Origin of the sequence: Roseateles aquae, from assembly GCF_032337115.1 — a bacterium.
GTDB lineage: Bacteria > Pseudomonadota > Gammaproteobacteria > Burkholderiales > Burkholderiaceae_C > Roseateles_C > Roseateles_C aquae.
Map to the genome: position 1 here is coordinate 1 of NZ_JAVXZY010000003.1, position 19,476 is coordinate 19,476.

Annotated in this window: 14 protein-coding genes; 5 read left to right on the plus strand and 9 right to left on the minus strand. The window is 68.0% G+C overall.

Going from position 1 to position 19,476, the window contains the following annotated elements; translation table 11 throughout:
- Positions 1–118: 118 nt before the first annotated feature.
- The 4 genes from RQP53_RS08880 to RQP53_RS08895 form a co-directional block, all read right to left on the minus strand.
- The gene (locus tag RQP53_RS08880) at positions 119–553 is read right to left on the minus strand and encodes a hypothetical protein (RefSeq protein WP_315649908.1); all 435 of its coding nucleotides are present in this window, start codon (positions 551–553) and stop codon (positions 119–121) included.
- Positions 554–1,271: 718 nt separating this feature from the next.
- The gene (locus tag RQP53_RS08885; RefSeq protein WP_315649910.1) at positions 1,272–3,023 is read right to left on the minus strand and encodes a caspase family protein; all 1,752 of its coding nucleotides are present in this window, start codon (positions 3,021–3,023) and stop codon (positions 1,272–1,274) included.
- 199 nt (positions 3,024–3,222) lie between these two features.
- A complete protein-coding gene (locus RQP53_RS08890) occupies positions 3,223–4,362 on the minus strand; it encodes a polysaccharide deacetylase family protein (RefSeq protein WP_315650347.1) in 1,140 nt (379 codons plus the stop codon).
- Between the two features lie 89 nt (positions 4,363–4,451).
- Positions 4,452–4,961: a GNAT family N-acetyltransferase gene (locus RQP53_RS08895; RefSeq protein WP_315649912.1), complete on the minus strand. Its 510-nt coding sequence runs from the start codon at positions 4,959–4,961 to the stop codon at positions 4,452–4,454.
- A gap of 185 nt (positions 4,962–5,146) precedes the next feature.
- Here RQP53_RS08895 and purB point away from each other — a divergent pair, with 185 nt between their 5' ends.
- Both purB and RQP53_RS08905 read left to right on the plus strand, forming a co-directional pair.
- Positions 5,147–6,514, plus strand: a complete 1,368-nt coding sequence (purB, locus tag RQP53_RS08900) for an adenylosuccinate lyase (RefSeq protein ID WP_315649914.1) — start codon at positions 5,147–5,149, stop codon at positions 6,512–6,514.
- A gap of 255 nt (positions 6,515–6,769) precedes the next feature.
- Positions 6,770–7,732: an AraC family transcriptional regulator gene (locus RQP53_RS08905; protein WP_315649916.1), complete on the plus strand. Its 963-nt coding sequence runs from the start codon at positions 6,770–6,772 to the stop codon at positions 7,730–7,732.
- Positions 7,733–7,739: 7 nt separating this feature from the next.
- Here the strand turns inward: RQP53_RS08905 and RQP53_RS08910 are convergent, their stop codons facing one another.
- Entirely contained in the window at positions 7,740–8,672 is a 933-nt protein-coding gene (locus RQP53_RS08910) for a diguanylate cyclase domain-containing protein (protein ID WP_315649918.1), read from the minus strand.
- Positions 8,673–8,866: 194 nt separating this feature from the next.
- Here RQP53_RS08910 and RQP53_RS08915 point away from each other — a divergent pair, with 194 nt between their 5' ends.
- The gene (locus RQP53_RS08915; RefSeq protein WP_315649919.1) at positions 8,867–11,086 is read left to right on the plus strand and encodes a sensor domain-containing protein; all 2,220 of its coding nucleotides are present in this window, start codon (positions 8,867–8,869) and stop codon (positions 11,084–11,086) included.
- Between the two features lie 109 nt (positions 11,087–11,195).
- A complete protein-coding gene (locus tag RQP53_RS08920; RefSeq protein WP_315649921.1) occupies positions 11,196–11,861 on the plus strand; it encodes a glycine zipper 2TM domain-containing protein in 666 nt (221 codons plus the stop codon).
- 37 nt (positions 11,862–11,898) lie between these two features.
- On the opposite strand, the gene RQP53_RS08925 is transcribed toward RQP53_RS08920, so the two are convergent.
- From RQP53_RS08925 to RQP53_RS08935, 3 genes are all read right to left on the minus strand, one after another.
- Positions 11,899–13,215 carry an ATP-binding protein gene (locus RQP53_RS08925; RefSeq protein ID WP_315649923.1) on the minus strand — a complete coding sequence of 439 codons (1,317 nt, stop codon included), beginning with the start codon at positions 13,213–13,215 and terminating at the stop codon, positions 11,899–11,901.
- A complete protein-coding gene (locus RQP53_RS08930) occupies positions 13,215–13,907 on the minus strand; it encodes a winged helix-turn-helix domain-containing protein (RefSeq protein ID WP_315649925.1) in 693 nt (230 codons plus the stop codon). The genes RQP53_RS08925 and RQP53_RS08930 overlap by 1 nt, the downstream gene beginning before the upstream one ends.
- A 150-nt stretch (positions 13,908–14,057) precedes the next feature.
- Positions 14,058–14,738, minus strand: a complete 681-nt coding sequence (locus RQP53_RS08935) for a hypothetical protein (protein WP_315649927.1) — start codon at positions 14,736–14,738, stop codon at positions 14,058–14,060.
- A gap of 253 nt (positions 14,739–14,991) precedes the next feature.
- Between RQP53_RS08935 and RQP53_RS08940 the strand changes: the two genes are divergently transcribed.
- On the plus strand, positions 14,992–18,462 hold the full coding sequence (locus tag RQP53_RS08940) for an AAA family ATPase (RefSeq protein WP_315649928.1): 3,471 nt from the start codon (positions 14,992–14,994) through the stop codon (positions 18,460–18,462).
- Between the two features lie 47 nt (positions 18,463–18,509).
- On the opposite strand, the gene RQP53_RS08945 is transcribed toward RQP53_RS08940, so the two are convergent.
- Positions 18,510–19,448, minus strand: coding sequence for a GNAT family N-acetyltransferase (locus RQP53_RS08945; RefSeq protein ID WP_315649930.1), 939 nt, complete (start codon positions 19,446–19,448; stop codon positions 18,510–18,512).
- Positions 19,449–19,476 lie beyond the last annotated feature (28 nt).

Sequence of the window (19,476 nt, forward strand, 5' to 3'; positions counted from 1 at the left end):
GAACGACTGCGACCACATCGCAGCTGAACTCAACGACCGGCCACGTGAGCGGCTGGGCTTCAGGACACCGAGGGAGGCCTTCTCTCGGTACTAGCGGTGTTGCACTTCAAAGTTGACTTCAAGCAACATTGCGTACCGAGTGAATGATCCTGTAGCCGAGGGTACGGGCTGCGGGTGTATCGAAGTAGGCCGATATCTGAATGTGCCCGATCGGTGTGATGACGTAACCAGAAATTGACTTGTAGTCAGACTTTGATCTCGATCGATCTTCTTCCGGCAACTCGTATGTCAGTCGTACAAGCTTATCGGCACGCTCGATCTGTTGCTCGCCTCTGAGATCACTGGCTGTTTCCAAGATTGAAGCTAGCCGCTTCTCTTCTGATGTGTCTTTGTCATTGCCCCATATGGAGATCCAGAACGTGAGTGCTGGTCTCCACAGAACAAGGCTTCCATCTTCAATTCGTCGGTTGAACTCATCAGGAAGCGTGACCGCCCATTCGTCAGTCATTTGATAGCTACCTGTGACTATTGGATAGTCTGGATGCAGGCTCATAGTGGATTCCGATGTTGCCTAACGTTGAAGCTAACCGGCCCGCAGCGGCGTGACGCGGCTGGCCGAGAATGAAATGACGGCCAGCCGGGGCATGCCGTTGCGGGTCCGGTTGAGCGACTGGTTGGGCCTCAGCCGGCTCGCGCTGCGCACGAACCCGCGAACCCCAATTGCTGCCGCTTGGCAAATTGCTCTTTGCATGGCTCGATTCTGCCTTCGCGCTCCAGCAGTGGCACTCGGTGAATGCCACCAGTGCAGCTCAACGCTCCAAACCCAAACGCTCCCGCGGACCGCCAACCCGAACTGCTTCAACCTGGCCGCAGCGCTCCGAGCCGCCAAGCTCCCACGCCAAACGCAAAGCGCCAACAAGTTCTTCGCAGCGCTCCACCCTCACCGGCAAGAGGCCCAACTTAGATATAGGGCGCAGACGGCGCCGGATAACACTTGGGTGTGAAGCATAACGTCGTGAGCGCTGGGGCGGTGAGAAGGGCTTGTGGCAAGGCCTGGCGGCGAGTGATCTGTATGAATTTACAGCAATAAGTAACAGGCAAAAGCGTCAGCGGAATTCTGAGCTGGAGGTTCGCGCTCTGGCTTGGTGGCTGGGGACGTGGCTGCTGCTGTCGCTGTTGTGTGCTGATTTCGCATTGGCATGGCGCGGCATGGGCATCGCGCCATGCAGGCCTGCCTGGCCGCCAGCAAACCTGGCTTCAACGCCCACCCCTCACATCGGCGGCTTCGGCCGATGCGCCGCATCCGGCTCCGCAATCCAGGCCTTCAGCTCCGCCACCCGGCCATGCTGCGGCGCCAGTTCCACAAAGGCCTTGTAGGCCGCCATGGCCTGCGTTTCGTCGCCGGCCACCAGGCTGGCGTCGCCGAGGTTCAGCCAGGCCAGGGCGCGGCTGCCGTCCATCTCGATGGCCTTCTGGTACCAGCGTGCGGCTTCCTGCGGCTTGCCGCGCTTGAAGTAGACAAAACCGAGGTTGTTGGCGGCCAGCGCAAAGCGTGGCTGCAGCTTCAAGGCTTCGGTGAAGGCGGCTTCGGCCTCGTCGTAGCGGCGTTCCTTGAAGAGCTGCAGGCCGCGGTCGTTGGCGCGCTGGGCGGCAACGCGGGCGCCGGGGTCGACGCGCACCGTTGGTGTGGCCAGGGCCACGTCCTTGCCGTCCAGGCCCTTGATCGTCAGCTGTACGGCGCTGGCGGCGGCTGGGCTGTTGGGGCTGTTGAGGCCGTTTGGCGCGGCCTCGGGCTTGATGGCGCTGGCCTCGTCGATGCGCTTGGCCAACTGGCTGGCGGCGGCATCGAGCTGGCGGCTGTCGCCGCTGAGGGCCTGCTCGTTGGCGGCCAGCTCGAACACGAACTCGCCGCCTTCGGAGCCGGGCAGGCTGCCAAAGGCCGGCGTCTGGTGGGCGATGGCCGAGACGGCCGGCGCCACATAGGCGGCCAGCTCGGTGGCGGTGATCAGGCCGTCGCCGTTCAGATCGGCCTTGCCTGCGAGGGCCTGCAGCAGCGTCCAGGTGAAGACCGAGTGGCCGCCGGGGCCGTCGTCGGCCACCTGCTGATCGGCGCCGCCAGCGGTCATCATCTGGCGGCCAATGCGGCGGGCGTTGTCCTTGATGAAGTTGCCGTTGCCGCCCGCTGCCGCACCGCGGGTCAGGCCCAGGCCGGAGTAGCAGGCGTCTATGATGAACAGCGCGTGCTTGGCCGGCAGCGCCTCGCCCACTTCCTGCAGCTGCGGCATGGCGATGGCGTCGGTCTGCAGATCGTCGAGGCCGGCGTCGACCGGGATCACATAGCCGATCTCGCGGCCACTGGGCAGGCGTCGCGTGCTGCCGTGGCCGGCGAAGAAGACGAAGACACGGTCGTCCCGGCGCACCTTCTTGCTGTCGCGTTCGCTAACCAGGCCGTTGAGCGCACGCAGGATGTTGGCGCGGGTGGCCTCGCCGTCCAGCAGCAGGCTGATGTTCTCGCTGCGAAAGCCGAAGTTCTTCTCCAGCGCCTCGCGCATCGCGCGGGCATCACGGGCGGCGTGGGCCAGGCGCGGCCAGCGCTGGTATTGGTCGATGCCGATGATCAGCGCATGGCTGTCGCGGTACAGCGCCGCGCCGGCCAGGGCCGGGCTGGCCTCGGCCGCCGGCTTGGCTGCGGGCGCGATCAGCTTGCCGTCCTTCCAGCTGGCGAACTGGTAGCCATCGGCCACCAGCTGATCCAGCACCAGCGGCAGGGCCTGCACGGTGCGGGCATGGATGTCGTGGAAGAGCACGATGCCGCGCTGGCGGCGCTGCAGATCGTCGAGCACGCGGGCGGCGATCGATTTGGGAATCGGGTCTGACCAGTCCAGCGAATCGACGTTCCACATCATCGAGCGCAGCTTCAGCGCCTCGATGGTCGACAGCGCGCCTTCGTTGCGCGCGCCATAGGGTAAGGAAGGTCTGCATGAGTCGGCGTGGGGCGTGGTTGAGAGAAAAGGGGCGGCCACGTAGGCGCGCTGCGAAGGTCGGGCTGGTGGCCCGATAGCCGAGCAGCGCAACGCCCGTGGGGGCCCCTTTTCTCTCAACCCGAAGGGCAAGTACCAGCCAAGCCCCGCCGGTGTTGCGAGACTTGCGCAGGCCATCAGCCTGGGCTGCGTCTCGCGCCTTGGCAGGCCCTGGCTGGTGCTTGCCACGGCCCACGCCGACTTATGCAGACCTTCCCATACGAAACAACGGCGCGCCGCTGCGGCCGGCGCCATCGAGCAGGGCTTCGGTATCGGCGGCCTCGCGGCGCACCTTGTCCAGCTCGAACTTGGACATCAGCCCATGGCTGAAGCTGTGGTTGGCCAGCATATGGCCGGCGGCCTGGACGCGCTGCGCAACCTTGCTGCCATGGCCAGGCAAGACCTGACCCTTGTCGTCGACCTTGCCGAGGTTCTGGCCGAGCTGGAAGAACACCGCGGGGGCCTGGTAGCGCTTCAGGATGTCCAGGATCTCATCGGTGTAGCGCGGGTGCGGGCCGTCGTCGAAGGTCAGCAGCACCGTCTTGGGCGGCAGGCTGTCGCCGAACAGCTCGCGTTGCTCGGTAGCACCGCGTGTGGCTTCGCGGCCAGCCTCACTGGCGGCCTCGGCAGCGGCGGCCGGCGCGCCGGACTTGCCTGCGTCCGGCATGGCGGTCGCGTAGGGCAGGATGGTCGCGTAGTCCTTCATGATCTGCTCGCGGCTGTACAGGCCGCGCAGCTTGGCGACGTAATCGCTCCATTTCTCGCGCTTCAACTCGATGCCGCGCTTGGCAAAGCGGCCAAAGCTGTCCTTCAGCTCGGCCTCATAGCTTTGCTCGACCTCGGCCAGCACGGCCAGATCCTCGTTGGCCCGCTTGGCCAGCTTGATGCCGGCCAGGCTTTGCGAGCTGCCGTGGAACTGCGCCAGCGCGCTGAGGAATTCCTTGAAGGCCAGGCGGTCGGCATCGAACCACGTGGGCTCGGACTCGATGCGGTCCAGCAGCTGCGCCAGCGCGGCCAGCAGGGCCGGGTCGGCGCTCTCGGTGCCCAGCGCGCTCAGCGCCTGGGTCTTGGTCTGCAGATCATGGAACAGCAGCTGGCCAACGCTGGCCACCGCGCGGCGCGCGGCCGGCTTCAAGGCGCGCTCGCCGTCCATCAGCACAATCATCTGGCGGTAGTGGGCCAGCAGCTCGTCGGCGCCGCGTTGCAGCGTGGCCAGCTGGCCGGCATGGGCGCTGGCGGCCGGGGCCGGCGCGGGCAGGCTGGACTTGGCCGGTTGGCAGGCGCTCAGCAGCAGGCTGGTGCTCAGCGTGACGGCGAGCGTCAGGCCGGCGCGGCGAAACATTGGATTCAAGGCAGGGCGCCCTCGGGCATCTTCTTTTCCTGAGGGCGCATTGTGGCGTCAGGCGATGACGCGGCCAGGCTTCAAACGGTTCAAGCCGCCATCGCCACCGGCAGCAGCCGCACATGGGTGTAGGCGCTGCTCTCGGCCACCGGGGTGAAGCCGCAGTGGGTCCAGAAGGCGGCGGCATGGGCCGTCTGCGCATTGACGTGCAGGCGGTTGAAGCGGCCGGCGGCGCTGGCCAGCACGGCGCCGAGCAGACGGCGGCCGCAGCCTTGGCCGCGCAGCGCCGGCAGCACATAGAAGCGGCGCATTCTGGCCGTGCCCGGCCGGCCCGGTGCCGGTTCCATATTCAAGCCGCCGACGGCGACCCAGCGGCCCTCGGCGTCCTGCAGACCCCAGAGCGATTCGCCGGGGCGATCAAAGCGCTTGGCGCCGCTGAGCCATTCATCAAGCAGGCGGCGCAGCATCTGCAAGCCCTCGGCCTCGGCGGCGGCCAGCAGCGGCGCGAAGGCCAGGCGATCAAGCTGGCGCACGGGCATCAGGCGCAGCGGCGGCATCACGGCATCTGCGGCAGCGTCCACGGTGGCAAGGGCATCCATCGGCAAGTAGCGTCCTGTTACAGAAATGGCGAAAAGCGGCCATTACGCAGCGAATGTGTGACGCTGTCATTGGGGAAAGGCCCAGGCTGGAACGCCGGCTGCGGGTGGTCTGGAGGCTTGCGCCTAAAATCCCAGGGTTTGCCCCGATCCACCTTTCGCACCGCGGCCTCCCGCCGCGCCCAGCCATGAATCTTTCTGCTCTCTCCGCTCTCTCGCCCCTGGACGGTCGCTATGCCTCGCGCATGGGCAGCTTGCGCCCGCTGCTGTCCGAGTTCGGCCTGATGCACCGCCGCGTGCAGGTCGAGGTGGAATGGTTCATCGCGCTGTCGGATGCCGGCTTTGCCGAGTTCCCGCCGCTGTCGGCCGCTTCGCGCCAGCTGCTGCGCGGGCTGGTGACGAACTTCAGCGAGGCCGACGCGCAGGCGATCAAGGACATCGAGAAGACCACCAACCATGATGTGAAGGCGGTCGAGTACTGGATCAAGTCACGCTTTGCCGACAGCGCCGAGCTGAAGGCGGCCGGCGAATTCGTCCACTTCGCCTGCACCAGCGAAGACATCAACAACACCAGCCATGGCCTGATGCTGAAGGCCGCGCGCGAAGACGTGATGCTGCCGACCATCGACCGCATCATCGACAAACTCTCCAGCATGGCCCACACGCTGGCGGCGACCCCGATGCTCAGCCGCACCCACGGCCAGACCGCCAGCCCGACCACCGTCGGCAAGGAAATCGCCAACGTTGTCGCCCGCCTGCGCAATGCCCGCGCGCGCATCGCTGATGTGAAGCTGCTGGCCAAGATGAATGGTGCGGTGGGCAACTACAACGCCCACCTGTCGGCCTGGCCGGCCTTCGACTGGGAGGCGTTCAGCCAGCGCGTGATCGAAGGCGAGCTGGGCCTCACCTTCAACCCCTACACCATCCAGATCGAGCCGCATGACTACATGGCCGAGCTGTTCGACGCGCTGACCCGCACCAACACCATCCTGATCGACTGGTCGCGCGATGTCTGGGGCTATGTCTCGCTGGGCTATTTCAAGCAGCGCACCAAGGCCGGCGAGATCGGCTCGTCGACGATGCCGCACAAGGTCAACCCGATCGACTTCGAGAACGCCGAGGGCAATTTCGGCCTGGCTAACGCCGTGCTGACGCACCTGAGCCAGAAGCTGCCGATCAGCCGCTGGCAGCGCGACCTGACCGACTCGACCGTGCTGCGCAATATGGGCGTGGCGCTGGGCTATGCGCTCTTGGGCTACGACTCGCTGCTCAAGGGCCTGGACAAGCTGGAGATCAACGAGGCCGCGCTGGCCGACGATCTGGACAGCGCCTGGGAAGTGCTGGCCGAGCCCATCCAGACGGTGATGCGCCGATACGCGCTGCCCAACCCCTACGAGCGCCTGAAGGAACTGACCCGCGGCAAGGCCATCACCCGCGAATCGATCCAGGAATTCATCCAGGGCCTGGAACTACCCGAGGCCGAAAAGGCCCGCCTGCTGCAGCTGACCCCGGGCAACTACACCGGCATCGCGGAGCAACTGGCCAAGAAGATCTGAGGCCTGATCGCTTCACGATCACCTCTCGCCATCAAGCGCCCTGCGGGGCGCTTTTTTCATGGTTCTTTGCTGATCAGCCAGAACCAACCACAGAGTCACAGAGCCACGGAGGAATACATGGAGCACGCAAAGCACGCCAAAGAGGAATACACGGCGCGAGCCAACCTAGTGGCTGTTTTCTCTGTGTCTCCGTGGCTCTGTGGCGTGCTTGCCCCCTTGCCTTTGAACTGTCAGCCTCACCTACACTGCCGCGCCATGACGATATCGCCCGATCCCGCACTGCAGACCTACACACTGCGGATGAACCGCGTGCTCGACCATATCGACCGCCACCTCGATGCGCCGCTGGACCTGGCGGCGCTGGCCGAGATTGCGCATTACTCGCCGTTTCACTTCCACCGCATCTTCACCGCCTGGCTGGGTGAGTCGGCGGCCGAGTATGTGACCCGGCGGCGCCTGGAGATCGGCGCATTGGCGCTGGCCAGCCAGCCCGGCCACACGGTGACGCAGGTCTCGCAGCAGGTCGGTTTCGGCTCGCCCGAGGCCTTTGCACGCGCCTTCAAGCGCCATTTCGGCCAGACGCCCTCGGCCTGGCAGAAGGGCACGCCCGAGCGATGGGCGGCGCTGCTGCAGCAGCGCCGCTTGCAGGATCGCAAGCTCGATCAGGATGAGGGCAAGCTCGATCAGGCGGCGCGACCGGCAGGCCGGCACGATGCAGGCTCTTTCAACAAGGAGCTCGAAACGATGATGTCCGTCAGCATTCAAACCCTGCCCGCAGTCCGCGTGGCCTATTTCCGCCGCATGGGCGCCTACGGCCCGCAGATCGGGCAGTTCTGGGCCGAGACGGTGCGGCCCTGGATTGCCGCGCAAGGCCTGCAGGAATCGTTCTGCTATGGCGTCGGCTGGGATGACCCCAAGCTGACGGCGCCGGCCAAGTGTCGTTATGACGCCTGCGTGGCCCTGCCGGACGGCTATACGCCGCCCAGCCAGGTCAATCTGCAGGAGCTGCCCGGCGGGCGCTATGCGGTGGCGGCCTTCCAGGGTAGCGGGGCGGAGGTGGCGGCGGCCTGGCAATGGCTGATCACCGACTGGTTCCCGCGCAGCGGCCAGCAGCTGGACATGCGGCCCTTCTTCGAGCGCATGTCGGCCAGCACCCGGCCCGATTCGCAGACCGGCGCCTTTGCCTGCGAGCTCTGCCTGCCCATCCAGGGGCGCTGATCCGTCCTCAAGGCTGGGCGTCGTCGCCGGCGGCCAGGGCGCAGCGGTCCCGCCCGGCGGCCTTGGCGGCATACAAGGCCATGTCGGCACGGTGGCAGACCTGCTCGATGCTGTCGCCCGGCCTGGCCATGCACAGCCCGGCCGAGCTGCTGTAGGCAAAGTCTGGCCGCTGGGGCAGGGGCCGGGCACTGCGGGTCTGAGCCAGCAGCCGCTCGACGATGGACTGCGCCTCGGCGGCCGAGACATCACAGAGCAGCAGCATGAACTCCTCGCCGCCATAGCGGCCGCAGCCATCGGCGCGGCGTGAGCTTTGCTGCAGGCGGCGGGCGAAGTCGCGAATCACCTGATCACCGGCCTCGTGGCCCAGGCTGTCGTTGATGCGCTTGAAATGGTCAAGGTCGAGCAGCACCACGGCCAACTGCGCCCCCTGCTCGCGCACCCGCTGCAGGCCCTGTTCCAGTTGATGCAGCACATGGGCACGGTTGGAGATGCCGGTCAGCGCATCGGTTTGCGCGGCGCGCAAGGCCAGGTCACGCTCCTGGCGCAGCGCGCGGCCGTCCTGGCGCAGATGGGTGATGTCGCTGGCCACGCAGAGCATCCAGCCGCGGTCGTCGACGGTCTCGCACATCCAGATCCAGCGGCCATCGTGCAGATCGGCCTCGAAGGCGCGAAAGGGCAGCTTGCCGCGCCGTGAGGCTGCCGCGGCCAGCCAGGCCTGATGATCCGCAGTGCGCACGATATTGCCGCGACCGGCGGCCAGGTTGGCGCGCATCAGGCTCATCCAGCTGGTCTGGCCATCGGCCTCGGCATGAAAGGCGCTCATGAAGGCCGGATTGGCATAGCGAAGCCGGTCCTGCGCGTCGAACAGCGCCACCATCTGCGGGCTGGCCTCGTGCAGGTGATGCAGTTGCTCGAGAAGTTCGGTGTCGGGGGGGCTCATGCGCGGCCTGCTGGCGTCCGGCGGACACGGTGCTGCATTGTGGCCCGGCGTCTGCAACGCAGGCAAATGCAAGGACCTTGCCGCCGAGATATTGCGCAGCTTTGGTGCTTTTGCTGAGACAGCCGGCCTCGCGCAGGCCTCAGAATGGGGCGCACCGGTCTGTGCGATCCGCCTTGCCGCCATCAGTTCTGTCCATGCCCCTCACGCAAGCCGCTCCCGCGCTCCTGTCTACCGATGCCAATGAACGCCCGCAGCAGGCGCTGCGCGAGCGCGACATCATCCTGGAAAACGCCGGGGTGGGCATCGTGTTTGTGCGCCAGCGCGTGATCGCGCGCTGCAACCAGCGCTATGCCGAGATCTTCGGTGCGGCCAGCATCGAGGAGATGGTCGGCAGCAGCAGCAAGGATCTCTATCCCGACGAAGCGGCCTTCAAGCAGCTGGGCGCCGAGGCCTATCCGGTGCTGGCCACCGGGCAGCGCTTCAAGACCGAGCGGCTGATGCGCCGCCGCGATGGCCAGCTGTTCTGGGCCAGCCTGACCGGCCGGCTGATCAATCCGCACGATGCGGCCGAGGGCTCGATCTGGATCATCGACGACATCGACGAGCAGAAGCGCGCCGCCGCGCAGCTGGAGCAGATCACCCACGAGCGCGGGCTGATCTTCGACCATGCGATGGTCGGCATCGTGTTCCTGCGCAACCGCCGTGTCACTCAGTGCAATCGTAGCTTCGAGGCCTTGTTCGGCTACGCACCGGGCGAGCTGGACGGCAGCTCCTCGCGCCAGTGGTACCTCACCGACGAAGACTGGGAAGCCGCTGGCCAGCGATGTTATGAGCCGTTCTCCAAGGGCCAGGCCTTCCAGGGGGAAATGCTGCTATCCAAAAAGGATGGCTCGCCGCTGTGGTGCGAGGTGCGCAGCAAGGCCATCGACGCCAACGATCTGAGCCAGGGCTCGATCTGGATCACCATGGACATCTCGGCGCGCAAGAACGCCGAGGCGGCGCTGGTGCGGGCCAAGGACGAGCTGGAACACCTGGTCGAGGAACGCACCCGCCAGCTCAGCCGCACGGTGGCGGCGCTGGAGCAGAAGATCGTCGAGCAGAAGCAGGCCGAGGCCCATATCCAGCGCCTGGCGCATTTCGACGCGCTGACCGGCCTGCCCAACCGCGTGCTGCTGAACGACCGCGCCGAGCAGGCCATCGACATTGCCCGCCGCCATGGCGAGGGCCTGGCCGTGCTCTTTCTGGATCTGGACCATTTCAAGAAGGTCAACGACTCGCTGGGCCATCGCGTCGGCGACGAGCTGCTACGCCAGCTGGCCCAGCGGCTGAAGACGGCCGTGCGCGAGCAGGACACCGTGTCGCGCCTGGGCGGCGACGAGTTCATCCTGGTGCTGCCCGGCACCGATGTCAGCGGCGCCGGCCATGTGGCGGCCAAGGTGATGGAGGTGGCGGCGCAGCCGATGCAGATCGAGCAGAACGAGCTGGCAGTCACGCCCTCGATCGGCATCGCGATGTACCCGGCCGATGGCGAGGATTTCGAAACCCTCTGTCAGTGCGCCGACACGGCCATGTACCGCGCCAAGCGCGATGGCCGCAACGGCTACTGCTTTTTCACCGGCGAGATGCAGGCCCAATCGGTGCGCGCGCTGGAGCTGGAGAACGCGCTGCGCCGCGCGCTGAAGCGCCAGCAGCTGAGCCTGCACTACCAGCCCCAGCTCTGCCTGGGCAGCGGCCGCGTCATTGGCGCCGAGGCCTTGCTGCGCTGGCAGCATCCGCAGCTCGGCGCGGTGTCACCGGCCGAGTTCATTCCCATCGCCGAGAGCAGCGGGCTGATCCTGGAGATCGGTGAATGGGTGCTGCGCGAAGCCGCCGGGCAGCTGCGGCGCTGGCTGGATGCCGGCCTGCCGCCGCTGCGCATGGCCGTCAATCTGTCGTCGGTGCAGTTCCGTCATGCCGATCTGCCCGAGCTGGTCAGCCGCATCATGGCCGAGGCCGGGCTGGCGCCAGAAATGCTGGAGCTGGAGCTGACCGAGGGCGTGGCGCTGACCGATCCCTTGGGCGCCATCGCCGTGATGGCCGATCTCAATGCCCGCGGCGTGCGGTTGTCCATCGATGACTTCGGCACCGGTTACTCCTCGCTGAGCTATCTGAAGAAATTCAGTGCCTACAAGCTGAAGATTGATCGCAGCTTTGTCCGCGACCTGACCGAAGACCCGGAAGACAAGGCCATCGTCAACGCCATCATCAGCCTGGCCCGCAGCCTGGGCCTGCAGACGATTGCCGAGGGCGTCGAGACCGAGGGCCAGCTGGCGCTCCTGCGCGAGCAGGGCTGCGACGAGGTGCAGGGCTTTCTGTTCAGCCGGCCGCTGCCGGCCGAGGGTTTTGCCGCCTTTGTTTGCCAACACGTAGCCTGAGCAGCGTCACACAGCGTCACACAGCCCGTACGCGATGCCCACAGACGGCTCGGCCGTGGTTTTTGACAATTCATCCCGTCAACAAAACACAGTTCACGGAGACCTTGTCATGAACCACGCCCTGCTGCTCGCCCCCCAGCTCCAAGCCGCTGCCGCACGCGCCGTGCCGGCACCCCAGCGGCTGCGCCAAACGCTGGCGATGGCCTCATCGTCGGCACTGACGCTGCTGCTGTTCATTGGCCTGGCCAGCGAAGTGCGGGCGCAGGACTGGGGCAGCGCCAGCGGTGTGGCCAGCGCGCGGGCGATCAGCGGCGGCATGCCGACGGTGGCACAACCGACGTCCAGCAGCAACCTGGTGCGGGTGATCTCGGCCACGCCGAATTTGGAGCGGGTGACCGAAACCCGCCAGCAATGCGGCTATGAGACGCAGCAGGTGGCCAGCAGTGGCGGCAACAGCACCGGCGCCGCCGTGCTGGGCGCACTGGCCGGCGGGCTGATTGCCTCCAATGTGGGCAAGGGCACCGGCAAGAACGTGGCCATCGCCGCCGGCAGCGCCACCGGCGCGCTGATCGGCAAGAGCCTCGCAGAGCAGAACAGCCCGCAGTACAGCAACCAGACGGTGCAGGTCTGCCGGCCGACCAGCGTGGTGCGCGAACAGGTGCGCGACTACACGGTGCGCTACGAGTACCAGGGCCAGGAATACCTGGTGAACATGCCGCAGCAGCCGGGCCAGTGGCTGCGCCTGCATGTGTCGCACAGCGTGTCGCCGGTTTGAACCCCCGCCGCACAGATTGATGCGAGTCGCTGAACTGCTACTGTGGCCAGGAGATCAGGAGCCTGGCGCCGCCCAGCTCGGGTGCGCTGGCCATCCTGGCCTCGCCGCCATGGATTTCGGCGATGCGCCGCACGATGGCCAGGCCGAGGCCGAAGCCGCGGCTGGCGCGTTCCTTGCGGCCGTCCAGGCGCTTGAAGGGCGTGAACACCGCCTCGCGCAGCGCTTCGGGGATGCCCTCGCCATCGTCGTCCAGCGCCAGCAAGACCTGACCCCCTTCGACCCAGGCGCTGAGCCTGATCTGGCTGCGCGCATGGCGGGCGGCATTGCGCAAGCCGTTGCGCAGCGCATAGGGCAGCAGCCGGGCATCGAAGCGCAGGCACTCGGGCAGCTGCAGATCGAGGCTGAGCGCGCGGCCGTCCAGCAGCGGCGCCAGCGAGGCGGCTTCGGCGCGCAGCAGCGCGGCCAGGTCGCCGTCCTTCAGCTCGGCCTGCAGCGCGCCGACATCCAGCCGCGCCATCAGGAGGCTGGCGTCGATCAGGGCGTCGAGTTCGTCGATGTCTTTTTCGCAGGCCTGCACCGCCTGTTCGCGGCGGGCCGCGTCGTCTTCGTCGACCAAGGCGTCGATCGCGAAGCGCAGCCGTGCCAAGGGCGTGCGCAGCTCGTGCGAGACGGCGCCGGTCAGCTCGCGCTGGGCCGCCAGCGCGCCGGCCAGCCGTTCCAGCGTGGCGCGGGTGGCGTCGGCCAGCGGCGCGAACAGCCGGCTTTGCGAGACGGGCAGGGCGGCGTCGAAACGGCCGGCGCCGATTTCGTCGGCGGCCCGCTGCAACGCGCGCAGATCGCGCCAGGCCGGGCGCAGCAGCCACCAGGCCAGGCCGAACACCGCCAGCGCCAGGCCCAGCGCCGCGGCCAGCTGCAGCCACAGCTCGCGCGGCAGCTGGAACTGCTGGCCGGGCCGCCAGTCCGCATTCAGAGGCCCAAGCAGCAAGACCTGACCCTCATCGCCGGGCAGCCGTGCATAGATGCGCCGGTTCAGGCCCAGCACCAGCAGCTCGCCGCCGGCCACGCGCTGGCGCTGCGCCTCATTCAGTTGCGTGACCGGCACGATGGCCACCGGGTAGACGAACATCCGGTCCAGGGCCTGCACCTTTTGCAGCCGCGCCGGGCCGTCCAGCGGCGCCAGTTGCTGCACCAGCATGTCCACGGTGCCGCGCATGAAGCGCCGCACATAGTCGTCGCTCAGCTCATCAACGGCCAGCCAGACCAGGGCCTGAACCAGCAGCAGCAGCGCCAGCACCGCCAGGCCGAGGCCGACGGCGATGCGCAGCAGCGGTGAGCGGTGCGCCGTTGCGGGCATCAATCCAACGCGAAGAGGTAACCTTGGCCGCGCACCGTCTTGATGCGACTGGGCGACTGGGCGTCGTCACCGATCTTCTTGCGCAGCCGCGAGATGCGGGCGTCGATGGCGCGGTCCAGGCCGTCGAACTCGAGGCCGCGCAGCGCCTGCATGATGTCGTCGCGCGAGACCACCTGGCCGGCGCGCTGGGCCAGAAACAGCAGCAGATCGTATTCGGCCGTGGTCAGCTCGACCGGCTCGCCCTGCACGCGCAGCTCGCGCGCCGCCGGGCGCAGCAGCAGGCTGCCAAAGCGCAGTTCCTCGGCGCCGGCGGGCGGCTCGGCCGGCGGGTCGCGGCGCAGCAGCGCCTTCAGCCGCGCCAGCAGCACGCGCGGCGCCACCGGCTTGGTGATGTAGTCGTCGGCGCCGCCCTCCAGGCCCAGCACCTGGTCGATGTCGTCATCGCGGGCAGTCAGCATGACGATGCGGCCAGCGAAATCGCGCCGCACATCGCGCAGCACGTCAAAGCCGTCCTTGCCGGGCAGATGGCCGTCGAGCAGCACCACGTCGTAGTTCTCGGCGCGCATCAAGGCCTCGCCGTCCAGGCCATCGCCACAGACACGCACCTGGTAGCCGGCCTTGGCCAGGGCCTCGGCCATCAGCGTGGCCAGTCGTTCATCGTCTTCGATCAGCAGGAGTCGCGGGCTGTTCATGCTGCGCAGTGTAGGCAAATGCAAAGCGCCGCGAACAAGAAAAAGCCCCATGCCGAGTGATCGCCATGGGGGTAAAGGGCTCCGCTGGCGCCAAGCTGAGGGGCTGTAGGCGCCGTGGGAGCCGACGTTGATCGTTGGGCCGCCTGGTGCTCAGCGTTGGCGACGGCGGCGCATCGCGCCCATGGCCAGCAGGCTCAGCGCCGCCAGGGCCAGCGATTGCGGTTCGGCCACGGTGGCGGCGCTGCCGTTGAAGGCCAGATCGTGGAAGTAGTACTGGCCGGTGTAGTCGATGAAGCGCGTGTAGTTGTTCATCTGCAGGCCATAGCTCTGGCCGGCCTTCAGATCGACATTGAGCTGGACGATCTGGCTGAGGTCGGTGAACTTGCCGCCCGAGTTGAACCGGGTCAGCGGCTCGCCTGCGGCCTCGCCATTGAGAAAGGTTTTCAGCTGCCAGTTGGCGCCACGGCAGCTCGCCGGCGCACCGTACTGGCAGTCGTTGTTGAACAGGCCGAAGCTGAAGCTGTCCAGGTGCAGGTCCTTGGTCGCGGTGAAGCTGATCGTGAAGACGGCGTTGCCGGCCGCCGGACCCTTAGACCAGGGATTGTCGGCAATGAAGCCATTGGCCCATTGGTTCGGTGACAGATTGCTGCCGATCACCACCTTGCTGACGCCATCGCTGGTGCAAGCCTGCGTCATCTTGCAGCCATTGCGATGGTTGACGGTCAGCAGCGCCGAGGCGCTGGCGCTGGCGGGCAGCAGCACGGCGGCAAGCAGGGCCGCCAGGGCGGCGAGGCCGGGCGCATGGCGCGCGGTGGTGGTACGGATGTTCATGGGCTTCCCTCGGATGATGGCTTTGATGCAGAAGTGCGCCAAGCCTAGGCGGTGGCCGTAAGCAGATCGTGAGCGGCTGATACGCAGTGCGCCCCCCGTGAGCGAGGGGGAAGGGCGTGATAGGGAGCCGAACTCATAGAATCCGCCGCCAATGGAATCCTCATGCTGCACGCTTAAGCTGCTAGGCCCTCTGCAGCTGACGCAGGACGGCCGGGAACTTACACGGGCGCTGCGGTACCAGAAGGGTCAGGCCTTGTTGGCCTATCTGGCGCTGCAGCGCGGCCAGTGGTTCGGGCGCCGACAGCTGGCCGAGCTGCTCTGGCCGCAGCTCGAAGCCGCCGCGGCGCTGACCAATCTGCGTCAGGTGTTGACGGTGTTGCTGCGCGCCATCAACACGGCGAGTGAGACCGAGCTGCTGCGGGTCGAACGCGACCGTCTCTGCCTGATCGAGGGCGCGGCATTGCAGGTCGATGCCGCGCAGCTGCTGGCGCTGTTGCCGCTGGATGAAGAACCGGCTGCTGATCAGCTGCAGCTGCACGAGACCCTGCTGCTGGGCCCGCAAGCCGACTTGCTCGACAGCCTGCAGCTGGAAGGCTGTGGCGCCTTCGACGATTGGCTGCAGCAGCAGCGTGCCCGGCTGCTGGCGCAGCGGCGCCGCCTGCTGCTGGCGCTGCAGCAGGCGCAGCGCTCCCAGGGGCGGCCGGCCGCTGCGGCACAGAGCGCCCGCCTGCGCTGGCAGCTCGATCCGCTGGATGAACCGGCCGCCGCCGCCTTGATCCGGCTGCTGCTTGATTGCGGCGACCGGCGGGGCGCCCAGCAGGTGCTGGCGACGCTGGACCAGGCCCTGGTCAGCGCCCTTGGGCAGCGTGCGGATGCCTCGCTGCGCCGCTTGTTGGATGACGTGGACGAGCCCCTGCCGGTCATCGCGCCGCCGCCGTCGCCGGCCGCGGGTGAACGGCGGTGGCTGGCACTGCTGCAATTGCACGCGCCGGTCATCGACGCTTGTGCCGATGAGGAAGAGGAGCTTGCCGAGCAGGCGATGACGGAGCTGCTGCCGCTCTTGCAGGCGGTGCAGCTGGAGGTGCGGCGCTGGGGCGGACATTTGCAGCCCTGGGCGGCGGCGGGCCAGCAAATCAGCTTCGGCCTGCAGGGTTCGGCCGAGCAGGCCGGCCTGCGCTGCCTGCTGCTGGCCCAGGCCCTGCAACGACTGCCCGGTGCCGCCACGCGGCTGGCCATGGCGGCCACCGTGGGCATGGCCAGCTGCTCGCGCCTGGATGGTCAGCCGCAGGCCTTTGGTCCCTTGCCGCAGCAGGTCAGGCAGCTGGCGCAGATGGCGCGCCCCGGCGAGGTGCTGCTGGCGCCGGCGGTGCTGGAGCTGCTCGGGCCGCGGCTGCTGCTCAGCCAGCGCAGCGATGCGGGCGGCCAGGCGCTGTCGGCCTTGCAGCAGGTGTTGGCGGCCGCGCCGCCGGTGCTGGCTGCGCCGGTCTGCTGCCCGGGGCGCGAGTTGCTGCTGCAGCGGCTCAAGCAGCGCTGGCAGGCCACGCTGGCCGGTCAGCCGGGCTGGGTGGTGCTGCGCGGCGAGGCCGGTCTGGGCAAGACGAGCCTGGCCGCGCATTTCGCCGAGACGCTGGGCACTCAGGGCGTCACCGTGCTGCGCTGGAGCTGCCGCATCGAATGGCAGCATCGCCCGCTGGCGCCGCTGTGCGAGGCCCTGGCCAGCGCCGAAGCGCCCTTGCGAGCGCTGTTGCCCGGCGAGGCGGCCGCGAACGAAGCGCCCAGCCGTTCACGCTGGTTCGAGGCCGTGTTCGAGTGGCTGGACCAGCTGTGCACCAGCCAGCCCTGTCTGCTGCTGGTGGACGATCTGCAATGGGCCGATGCCAGCACGCGCGAACTGCTGGCCCGCTATGCCGCCATCTGGCACCAGCAGCGCCTGCTGCTCCTGGTGACCAGCCGCCCCGAGGTGGCACTGGAATGCGCGGGCGCCGAACCGGAACTGCTGGATCTGCCGCCGCTGCCTGCGCCGGCGGCGGCTGCGTTGTTGCAACGGCTGGACCCCGCCGGGCAGCTGGACGCCCAGGCGCGCGCCACGCTGATTGCCAATGCCGCTGGCGTGCCGCTGTTCATCGAGGCGCTGGCGCGGCGCCAGCTCGACGGGGCGGCCGAGCTGCCGCTGGCCGAGCTGATGCAGGCCGAGCTGGATCGGCTGGGCGCCTTCAAGCCGGTGCTGCAGGGCGCCGCGGTGATCGGGCAACGCTTCGAGGCGCCCTTGTTGCAGGCCCTGCTGCCCGAGTTCGATATTGCCGGCGTCTTGCAGCTGGCCGAGAGCAGCCGGCTGATCGTGGCGCTGCGCGGCGCCGATGGCGAGGTCTATCAGTTCCGCCACGCGCTGCTGCATGAGGCGGCGCTGGCCGGCCAACTGCCCCTGGCCCGGCGTGCGCTGCATGCCCGCCTGGCCGAGCTGCTGCTGGCCGCGGCCGCGCCGGCGGAGCGGCTGGCGCCGCAATGGCAGGCAGCGCAGCGCTGGACCGAGGCGCTCATGGCCTGGTGGCAGGCCGGTGAGGCCGCGCTGGCGCGCGAGTTCGCCGCCGAGGCCCAGGCGCATCTGCAACAGGCCTGGACCTTGCTGCAGGCACGGCCCGAGCTGATCCCCGGGCTGGCGCGGCAGCGCCTGGCGCTGAGCCTGGTGCGCGCGGCCCAGATGAACGAAGGCTTTGGCTCGCCGCTGGCCCATCGCCTGAGTGCGCAGGTGCTGGCGGCGTTGGACGCCGAGCCGGGCGAGCCGACGGCGGAACAGGAGGCGCTGCACTTCAGTGCCCTGGCGGGCCTGTACATGGGCGCCGGTTCGCAAGGCCAGAGCCTGGGCCTGGTGCTGGCCGAGCGCATGGCACAAAGCGCCCGGCGCGATGAAGACCGGCTGATGGCCGAGTTCGCGCTGGGCAACTCCTTGTTCTGGCGCGGGCGCTTTGCCGAGGCGCTGACCCATCAGCAAGCCGGCCTGGCCCTGGCCGCGGCGCTGACGCCGGCTCAGCGCGGCCACCAGATCGGTGACGACCTGGCCGTGCTGCTGCAGGCCTTTCGCTGCTGGACGCTGTGGTTTCTGGGCGCGAGCGACAGCGCCCGGGCGGCCGCCGCGGCCGGCCTGGAGCAGGCGCGTGCCGGCGGCCAGGCCCATGCGCTGTGCTTCATGCTCAGCTTTGCCGCCGCGATGAGCTGGACCGCCGGCGACGAGGCCTCGCTGCGTCGCCATGCCGGCGAGGGGCTGGCACTGGCGCGGCGCCATGGCTTTGCGCTCTGGCAGGGCATCAACGGCCTGTTCATGGCCTGGGCGGCACAGCGTCAGGGCGAGCCGGGCGCCATCGAGGCGGCGCTGCGCGCGGCCGAGCAGATGCACGAGGCTTACCAGGCCGGCCGCACGACGGCGCGCTGGGTGCTGGCGGCCAGCCTGATCAGGCTGTGTGCCAGCGCCGCGGCCGATGAGCTGCCGGCGCTGCTGGCGCAAAGCCAGGCACTGCTGCAGCAGGCCCTGGCCGATGCCTTGGTCGATGAGGATCACTACTGCCGGCCGGCGCTGCTGATGCTGCTGTCGGAATGCGAGCGCCGGCGCGGCGACTGGCAGGCCGCGGCCCAGCTGGCCGACGAGGCCTGCGCGATGGCCCGCAGCCAGGGCGCGGCGGGCTGGCTGCGCCGCCATGCACCGGCGGCGGCCTTGGGGCTGCCGGGCTGAGCCTAGAGTCAAGCTGACCCAGCGCGATTCAGTGAAATTCAGCGCCTTCAGTCGTCCTGCCAGCTGAGCGCGCCGATCTTCCAACCGCGTGTGGTCTTGATCAGCTGAAAGGTCTTCATTCCCTCGCCTCTATAAATCTCGCCATCCAGCTCGCCCTGCTTGCGGTAGCGCGACCAGCGCTGGGCAATAGCGCCGTGGATGCGCGTCTGATGATCGGTCTCCCATTCGCTGAACTCGCGCAGCCGGCCCGCGCTGAGCAGGGCGGCACGCGGCTCGGTGAAGCTGCGCACATCCATGGTCTGCGGCCCGTCAACCGGCGCACCGGTTTCGATGCGGTGGATCTGCGCCTGGGGCAGCAGCCAGAAGGGCAGGGTGGCGACCGGCGCGATGCGGCCGCCGCGGTTGTCGAAACAGGCGAAGAAGCGGCTGATCAGCATGTCGATCTGCTCGGCGTCGCTGCGCCGTGCATCGAACTGCGGCGAGCGCCATTCATAGAGCTGCGAGGGCTCGTCGTAGCCCTCGATCGGATGGGCGCCGCAATCGACCAGGCCGATGGTCTTGAGAAGGTGGCCGGAGCGCTCGTTGCCCACGGCGGTGATGGCCTGCACGCAGTCCATGCCCAGCACCTCGTGCGCATAGCGCAGGCAGGCCGCGGCGGCCTCGCGGGCATAGCCGCGGCCCTCGTGGCGGGCCGGCAGCGCGTAGCCGACATCGGCATGCGGCAGCCCCGGGCGCTTGAAGATGCCACACAGGCCGATCAGCTCGCCGTCGTCCAGCCTCTCGACGGCCCAGAAGCCGTGGCCCTGTTCCCAGTACTTGTCGATCAGCCGTTCACCTATCCACTTCGCGGCTGCATCGACATCGCCCACGCCGGGATCGCTGATGTTTTGATGCCAGCCTGGCTCGTTGAGCAGGCCCAGCATGAAACCGGCGTCGTTTTCGCTGAACCAGCGCAGGCGCAGTCGCTCGGTGCGCAGAATCTCCATCAGGCCCCTCCGTCAAGGCTTCAGAAAA